Source organism: Cupriavidus sp. FW305-F7 (genome assembly GCF_058782875.1).
Genome location: NZ_JBYSYC010000099.1, coordinates 1 through 7848, shown reverse-complemented (window position 1 = coordinate 7848; position 7848 = coordinate 1). Strand labels below are relative to the sequence as shown.

Sequence of the window (7848 nt, the reverse complement as noted above, 5' to 3'; positions counted from 1 at the left end):
GCCCGCCTGCAAGGCCCGGCAGGCATCTATATAGGAAGCCGTACGCCGCCTGAGATCGCCCTCTCGATTCTGGCGCAGGTCATCGCCGCCAAGAACCACGTCTGCCTGCCGCAACTGATGCACGTCGCAGACGCGAAAGCTGCGCGTGAGATTGCCGCCAGCTCCGGCGGCACCTGCGCGCCGGCTTCCTGACATCCTCATTGCTGCCGATCCCAACTGGATGTCTTTGGTAGAGCGGCGCAAGCCATGAAGGTCACGACGCCAAGTTGCCAAGTCAGGCGCAAATTGTGCTTTTGAAAAAAAATGACCCGGCGGAGCAACAAAGAATGGGAAGGAAGCGATATGGAGGCAAGGGTCCGGCTCATCCTTGGTGCGTTGAGTTGCCGCGATCGCCGTGCGATTTCGTTCCTCCGTAAGACGCTCCTGCCCGGCACCAGCCACGGCCTCACAACCATGCCGAAGACACTGCACCACGACAGCGATATCCACGAGGAAACACCATGCTAAACCGAAAGGAACTGCACACCGTCGGGCTGACCGCCCTGGGCGCGATGCTCGAATACTATGACTTCGTCATCTTCCTGTTCGTCGCCGCTGCGATCAGCAAGGCCTTCTTTCCACCGGGGGTTTCCGCTTGGGTGGGCCAGATGCAGACGTTCGGCATCTTCGCGGTCGGCTACTTGGTGCGTCCCGTCGCCGGTATCGTACTGGCGCACTTCAGCGACACAATCGGGCGGAAGAAAATGTTCATCTTCCTCCTCGTGCTCATGGCGGTCCCCACGTTTTGTATCGGACTCCTACCTACGTATGAGACAGCCGGAGTGCTGGCACCGATCGCTCTTCTGGTGCTGCGAGCGCTTCAGGGCTGTGCAGTGGGTGGCGAATTTCCGGGCGCTGCAGTCTTCGTGTCGGAGCATGCGTCGCCATCCCGGCTGGGCACCGCCAGCGGGATCCTGCATGGCGTGGTGGCGACCGGTCTGTTGCTGGGCACAGGCGCTGCCGCATTGTCAGCGTTGATCGCGGCCAAGACCGGAGTGCCTTCATTGGCGTGGCGCCTGCCTTTTCTGGTCGGCGGCGTGTTCGGTCTGACGGCGGCTTACCTGCGCCGGCACCTGGAGGAATCTCCGCTCCACGCCAAAATCCTGAAGTCGAAGCAGCTTGCACAATCGATCCCGGTCAAAGTCGTCCTGACCGAACATGCAGGCGCTTGCGTATTTGGCATGGCGCTCGCCTTTGTGATGTCGTTTGACACTACCGTGTTCTTCCAGTACATGCCGATGCTGCTTACCACCGAGTATGGCGTTCCCAAAGAGGCGGCGTTCCAGGCAAATATGTGGGGCACGCTGGCACTAGCGGCATCAATGCCCTTCTGGGGCCGAGTCAGCGATGCCCTGGGATGGGCGCGTACGCTTGGAATCGGCGCGGTTGCAACCTTCACCGCTGGTGCGAGTTTCTTTCATCTGCTGCCAGGAGCGGCTGCATCTCACGAGGCTCTGGCGCCGTTGTTCGTTTTGCCCGGCCTCGCGCTGGGCGCTATCAGCGCGCTGGTTCCCGGCCTCCTGTCGTCGCTTTTCCCGACAAACGTCCGCCAGACGGGATATGCCATACCGTATAACATCGGCGTCGCGGTGTTCGCTGGTTTGGCGCCCCTGACGTTGGGATGGTTGGTACGCGACTTCGGCCCGGCAGTTCCGCTGTATCCGGTCGTGATCGCAGCGCTCGTGACCGCCTGCCTGGCCATCAAGGTGCGTAGCATGCGGCTGTATCTCGGTAGCGCCCATCCTCAGGCCCACCCTGTGGCCGCTCCCGGTAAAGCTCGATGAGCGTTAGCGCGCTTGCTCGACGTGTATCGGACCGATGCACTCAAATGGGGTCGGCCTCGGCGCCCCCGCTGAGTAAGCGTCTTGCCGTCCCACGTTGCCAGTAGAGAGCGGTTGCGAGAGCGCAGAAGCGCTCAGCGTGCAGGATGCCAGTTGTGGGGAAGCAGCTCGTCGATGCGGCTGTTCAGGTGGGTGGGCAGACGGGTCAACACATCGTTGAGGTAGGCCCACGGATCGTGCCCTTGGAGCTTTGCTGATTGCACCAAGCTCATAACGACCGCGGCGCGCTGACCGGCCAGTTCGCTGCCTGCGAACAACCATGAACGCCTTCCCAGAGCCCAGGGTCGGATCAGGTTCTCCAGACTGTTGTTGTCTACGCTGACCTCCCCATCGAGGAGGTTGTGCGTCAGCGTCGGCCAGTTCTTGAGGCTATAGTCGAGTGCCTTGGCCGTGATGCTGCCATCGGGCACACGCGACCGCTCCAGTTGCAGCCAGGCATGCAGTTGCTCCCACAGCGGCTTGGCGTCGCTGCGCCTTCTGGCCAGACGCTGCTCGCTGGTCAGAGCGGCGAGCTCCCGCTCAAGACGGTAGATCTGCGCAATGCGGCGCAATGCCTCTGGCGCGACGGTGCTGCCGCCCTGGTTTCGTAGCAGTTCGTCGTACCGACGCCGCGCATGAGCCAGACACCCCGCGGCTATGCGACCGGGGTGCGCTTGCACCACGCCGTCATAGGCAGCGTATTCGTCGCGAATCAGGGTACCTTGCCAACATCGCTCGTTGCCGTCTTCGCTGGTACCTCCCAGGAAGGCAATCGGGTACTGCGCGCCTCGACCAATACAGAAGTCGTAGATCACGCCAGGCTGTGGATCGAAGGTGCCACGCGAATAGGCCCAGACGTAGGCTCGCTTGGTCTTGCCGGCTCCCGGGTCGAGCATCGCCACCGGTGTCTCGTCGGCGTGCAGAACCCTTGCTGCAAGTACGAAGCGCTTGTGCGCTTCATAGAGCGGCTCCAGTGCCGCACCAGCACGCCCGGACCAGGCAGCCAGTGTGGAGCGCTGGTGTGTGTACGCCCGAGCGCGCGTTGATCGTCTCCTGCCGGTAGTACGGCAGGTGATCAACGAAGCGGCTGATCAGCGTGTGCGCGACCAAGCCGGCTGCTGGTAGGCCGCCGTCAATGATTTGCGGTTCAACAGGCTCTTGTACCAGGCGTTGGCAGCATCGGCAGGCCCACTTGCCATAGATGTGGCGGTGCACGAAGAACTCCGCCGGCACAATATCCAGCCTCTCGCTGACGTCCTCACCCACGCGTACCATGGTCCGTCCACAGCCCGGTGTTGGGCAGTGAGTATCCTCGGGTTCGTGGCGGTGCTCGACTCGGCGCAGGTGGGCCGGCAGTGGCTGGCGACGGGGCTTGCGCTTGGACTTGGTGCTGCCTTCAACAGAGGGCTCGCCCCTGGCCTGCTGCAACTGCGCTTGCAGACTGGCCTCGTCTTCGGCAACGGTCTCCTCGAACAGGCGGCGCTGCTCGGCGCTCATCGCCTCGGTCTTGGCCCCGAACTTCCAGCCCTTAAGTCGCGCCAGCTCGAAGGTGATCTTCTCGATCTTGACGTCCTTGAGCTTGATCTCGCGTTCTTGCTGCTGGATGTGTGCGAGCATCTGCTGCGCCAGTGCCAGGACGTCCTCGGGCGCGATCCTCCTTCGTGGGGACGATGCTTCATCGCTTCAATCGATGCAAGATGGAAGAGCTGGCCGCTTACCCCGCTATTCGTATTGCGTTGATGGGTAGCCTCCGTGATCGCAGTGACGGGCATTTGGTGTGCAGCCCGCCTTTCGTCCTCAAACTGACCTTTCATCCTACTTTGACGCTCATCTAAATGACCGACCTTTGTGACATATTGCAGGATGCCCCTGGCAAGAAGTAGCACTGAGTGAGGATCGCCTCAGCTTCTGGAAGCAGTTGGACGCATGACAGATGCCTCAGCTTCGGAGGGTAGGAATTCCGCCCCGTCGAGAAAACGGCAGTTCTCCACAACCGGTTGGCCATCGCGCACAGCCGTGTAGCCGATCCAGTTTCCCACCGTCGCCTGGTGATCCCCTGCACGAACTGTCACCGGTCCAATCGGGCTGTCGAAGCGAAGTCCCCTCAACGCAGCGATCATCATTTCGGTTTCAAGCGAGCCGGCGCGCCGTACGGCTGCGCCAATTGCCTGGAAGCTCATGTAGCCAATCAAAGCGGCGGCATCGGGTTCGCTAGTGAAGCGGTCGCGATACGCGTTGAAGAACTGCAAATGCTCGGGTCGCTGGTCGGCTTCTCCGGGGTAGCCCAGCACGATCCAGCCTGCGGGCAATTCATCGCCGACGGTGAGCAGGTATTCCGGATCGGCAAGTGGGCTCAGGACGACTGTGTTGTCGAACAGGCCGCGCTCCCGCCCCATGCGTACGAAGGGCAAGAGGTCCGACCCGTAGACTACGCTGAATATAACTTCGGGTTCGGTCGCGACCAAGCGGTCCATGACGCCTTCATCAATCTCCCCGAGCTTGAACGACTGGTGTTCCGCGAAAACCATGTCGGGCCGTGTCTTGGCAAGCAAGCTCCTGGCCATCTCCGCCATGCGCTTGGCGCCCGCGTAATCGGGAGAAATCGTAGAGCAGCGACGGGGCAATGTGGCCGCCGCATGGGACACCAGCATTGACGCCATCATGTATTGGGATGTTCGAATTCGGAAAACGTAGCGACTGCCCTGATCCCACACCAGAAGGTCCGTCCGCGGTTCGGTCGCGATGAAAACGCGCTTCAATCGGTCCGCCACGCGTGCGACCGCTAGGCCAACGTCCGACGTAAATGTGCCTGCGATAAGGTCGACCTTATCGTCGAGAAGTAGGCGCTCGGCTTGGGTGGCGGCCTTCTCCGAGCTCAGCTCATCGTCTCGAAAGACGACTTCAAGCGGCCGGCCTAGCAGACCTCCCGCCCGATTGATTTCCTCGAGGCAAAGGTCAATGCCCTGTCGGTATTTCTGCATGAAACCGCTCAGTGCGGATGGCGAGTATGTGTTGATTTCGCCGATTCGGATAGGTGTGGTGTTGGTCATGAGGCAATCACTGCTGTTGAAGGTTGATACTGCGCACCTTGGCTTCCCAAGCCGCACGTTCATTCTTCATGTAGGTGGCAAAGGCATTCGGCGTCATCGGGGACATGACGCGGCCGGACGCTGCCAGCCTCTCGCGCACATGCGGGTCCTTCAACGCGTTCGCGGTCGCGGTGGACAGTTTGTCCAGGACGTGCGAAGAAATACCCGCTGGCGCGACCAATCCCACCCAAGCGTCGATTGTCATGTCAATGCCTTGCTCGATGGCAGTGGGCACCTGCGGCATATCCGGCCGCCGCTGCTTCGAGGCCACGGCCAATGCCGTCACCTTGCCGCCCGCTATCTGCGGAAGCCCGACGGTCTGGTCCACGAACATGAAGTCGATCTGCCCGCCCAACAGGTCATTCAGCGCGAGCCCGTTGCTCTTGTAAGGTACAGCAGGGACCTGGACTCCGACAGCCTTGATGAAGCTCATCCCGGCGACTTGCGTGGTCACTGACCCGAAGCCGAAGGACGCCTTGCTTTGATTGGCCTTCAGCCATGCGAGTAGCTCCTTGATGCTATTGACCTTCGAGTCAGCGCGAACGACCAAAAAGAAATCCGCATCGATTAGGTTGGAGATCGGCTGGAAGTCTTTCTCCACGTCATAGGGAACTTTTTTGTAGATTGCGTTGATGGACGAATGCGTTCCAGAGCCCGCCATGAGGAGCGTATATCCGTCCGGCGGGGACTTGGCAGCGACTGCCGAGCCAAGGCGTCCCTCAGCACCTGGGCGATTGTCGACAACAATGGGTTGCTGCAATTCCTTCTGAAGCTTTGCAGCCATCACTCGCGCGATCAAATCCACGCCGCTGCCTGCGGCATACGGAACGATGACCTTGATGGGCTTGTTCGGATAATCTTCAGCGCGGGCAGGCTGCATCACGCCGGTGCCGAAGAGGGCCAAGGCAAGGACGCAGAGCTTGCAAAAATTATTCATAGCCAATCCTATGTCAGTGGAGCTGCCGGGCAAGACACAAGTGTGTACACGATAAGTGTAGCCGATTGGATGTTTGAGTTGCTAGTACGCAATTCCTTCTAAATACCTATGGAAAACCATGTGCTATCTGTGACAAAAGGTGCTTTTTCAATTGTCGAAACTCTCCTAAATTAGTGTGAACGCTCGACCAACGTGTGCCCATTTACGCCATCAATGCGATGCCGGCACATGAGCTGGTGCCCTGATGCGCGCGATCGCGCCATCCAAGCCCGACCACTTCTCCTGTCCTGATGCGAACCGCGCCCTCAGGTAATGCGTCAGATCGGCAATTGCCGGCTGTCAAAGGTCTCGGCAAAGCCAGGCCGTTGCCGGAGGGTGGAACGAAGTTGGGGGATCCGCCCGTTTACATGCTCAGTTGGAGTTCTGGTGATCGAAAGTGAGGACACTTGTCGATAAATCGCTCCTCCAGCCTGCCGTCTAGCAGTTCGACTCGCGCCAGGAGAAGGTAGTGTGCACTGTTGATAGACCACCGCATCTGCTGTCGTTTGGACAGGCAACAATTGATCAGATGAATCATCGCTGATTCAGCCGGAGCGGTTGAGATCCGCCGCCCCGCCCGCCTTGCCATCCTGCACTCTCGTTTGATTCGGCCTGCAAGCATCTCAATCTTCGAATTCTCCTCGAATGGATACGCTGTCAGCACAGTACTGTCAATTGCAATCATGAGTGATTTCGCTGGTTGCTCGCACTGGGGATTCGAACCCCATCCCAACGCAAACTGGCGATCCTCAATGTGCTCACCGATCCTAGGTCTCGCGTCGAACTCGCATATGAGAAAGGCAAGAGACCGACGTCAAGGCGAAACGACGGCCGCAGCTGACCTGTATGATCCCGTTGCTCCGTGACGAGCACAGAGGTAGGCCAGCGCTGGGGTAGTTCGTGACGGTAGAAGCCGTTCCATTGGGCACTGCTATTCCCTGTAGTCTTCTACATCACCGTTCTCGTCAAGCGGCTCAGGCAGGCACATGCAAGCCACCACTCGTGGAATGCGAACATGAATTGTACCCAGAGCCGTATCGAACGTGGCGCCCTCCCCCAGTTTTTCCACTCCCAGAAATAACGTTCCTCAAAGTCACTACAAAGGGAATTCCTGCGGCGAGGATCTCTGGTCGTTGCCCTGATCGGCGCTGCCAATCGCGAGCCGGCGCGCTTCCGCAACCCAGACAAGCTGGACATCACTCGGCGTGACGGGTCGCATCTATCGTTCGAGCATGGCCTGCACTGCATCGGCGCCGCGCTGACACTGATCGAGGCGGAAATCGGCTTCCGGGCGACTGGAACGGCAACCGCACTTCCAAAGGAGTCTGACTGGCGCGCAGTTCGTGGCGCAGGCGCGTGTCTCCCGTATCCGACGCATGCGTCCGCTATTCGGCCATAACCGGCCGGCCACGGAGGTGACCGTGAGATTCATCGTCCATGGTGAATTCCGATCAGCAACAAGACCGACGTGCCGAAGCTGTCCATGGGGCTTGAGACAGTAGCACATGCATAAACCCATTTCCCCCACCTTACGCGCGCGAAGAGCGCCGGTACTCACCATGGGTATAGCCCCCCCCCCCAACGCAACGCGTACCAACTGCTCGTTGTGGCCGGTCTCGCGCTCAGGGGGTGGCCTGCCCCAAGGAAGAAGTTGTGCCCGCACCCGCTGGCAGCGTCGATAGCTTGATCGATGTAGTTGTCGCCATGCAAAGCCGATGTGTGCAAACCGGCCGCACCTGACCATGCGTTCGGCCTTTGCCTAGGATGACAGGCCGGCATAACCAAGCTAATCCACGGGCTTCAACTCGATCAATAGATCCTTCGCCGCCACACGATCGCCCTGCTGCACATGGACTGCGGCGATTTCGCAGTCCCGCTCCGCCGCGATATGGGTCTCCATCTTCATCGCCTCCAGCGCCAACAG

5 protein-coding genes and 1 pseudogene are annotated in these 7848 nt (G+C 60.0%); 2 read left to right on the top strand and 4 right to left on the bottom strand.

Annotated features, from left to right (window positions below; genetic code table 11):
* On the top strand, nt 1-192 hold a 192-nt coding region (locus AC3WL8_RS39430), incomplete at its 5' end, for an XdhC family protein (protein ID WP_492380209.1).
* A 308-nt stretch (nt 193-500) separates the two neighbouring features.
* Nucleotides 501-1823 carry an MFS transporter gene (locus AC3WL8_RS39425; RefSeq protein ID WP_492380208.1) on the top strand — a complete coding sequence of 441 codons (1323 nt, stop codon included), beginning with the start codon at nt 501-503 and terminating at the stop codon, nt 1821-1823.
* 131 nt (nt 1824-1954) lie between these two features.
* On the opposite strand, the pseudogene tnpC reads toward AC3WL8_RS39425, so the two are convergent.
* The 4 genes and pseudogenes from tnpC to AC3WL8_RS39405 all read right to left on the bottom strand — a co-directional run.
* A pseudogene (gene tnpC / locus AC3WL8_RS39420) lies at nt 1955-3476 on the bottom strand (IS66 family transposase).
* A 284-nt stretch (nt 3477-3760) separates the two neighbouring features.
* Nucleotides 3761-4909 carry an ABC transporter substrate-binding protein gene (locus AC3WL8_RS39415; protein WP_492380207.1) on the bottom strand — a complete coding sequence of 383 codons (1149 nt, stop codon included), beginning with the start codon at nt 4907-4909 and terminating at the stop codon, nt 3761-3763.
* A gap of 7 nt (nt 4910-4916) precedes the next feature.
* Complete coding sequence (locus AC3WL8_RS39410; RefSeq protein ID WP_492380206.1) at nt 4917-5885, bottom strand: Bug family tripartite tricarboxylate transporter substrate binding protein; 969 nt, start codon at nt 5883-5885, stop codon at nt 4917-4919.
* A gap of 1825 nt (nt 5886-7710) precedes the next feature.
* Nucleotides 7711-7848 (bottom strand): biotin/lipoyl-containing protein (locus AC3WL8_RS39405; protein ID WP_492380210.1); only part of this gene is annotated, 138 nt, incomplete at its 5' end.

What these genes read in the sequence shown, in the direction of transcription:
- AC3WL8_RS39410 (WP_492380206.1), bottom strand. Translation starts at nt 5,885, where the DNA reads ATGAATAATTTTTGCAAGCTCTGCGTCCTTGCCTTGGCCCTCTTCGGC.
- AC3WL8_RS39425 (WP_492380208.1), top strand. Translation starts at nt 501, where the DNA reads ATGCTAAACCGAAAGGAACTGCACACCGTCGGGCTGACCGCCCTGGGC.
- AC3WL8_RS39415 (WP_492380207.1), bottom strand. Translation starts at nt 4,909, where the DNA reads ATGACCAACACCACACCTATCCGAATCGGCGAAATCAACACATACTCG.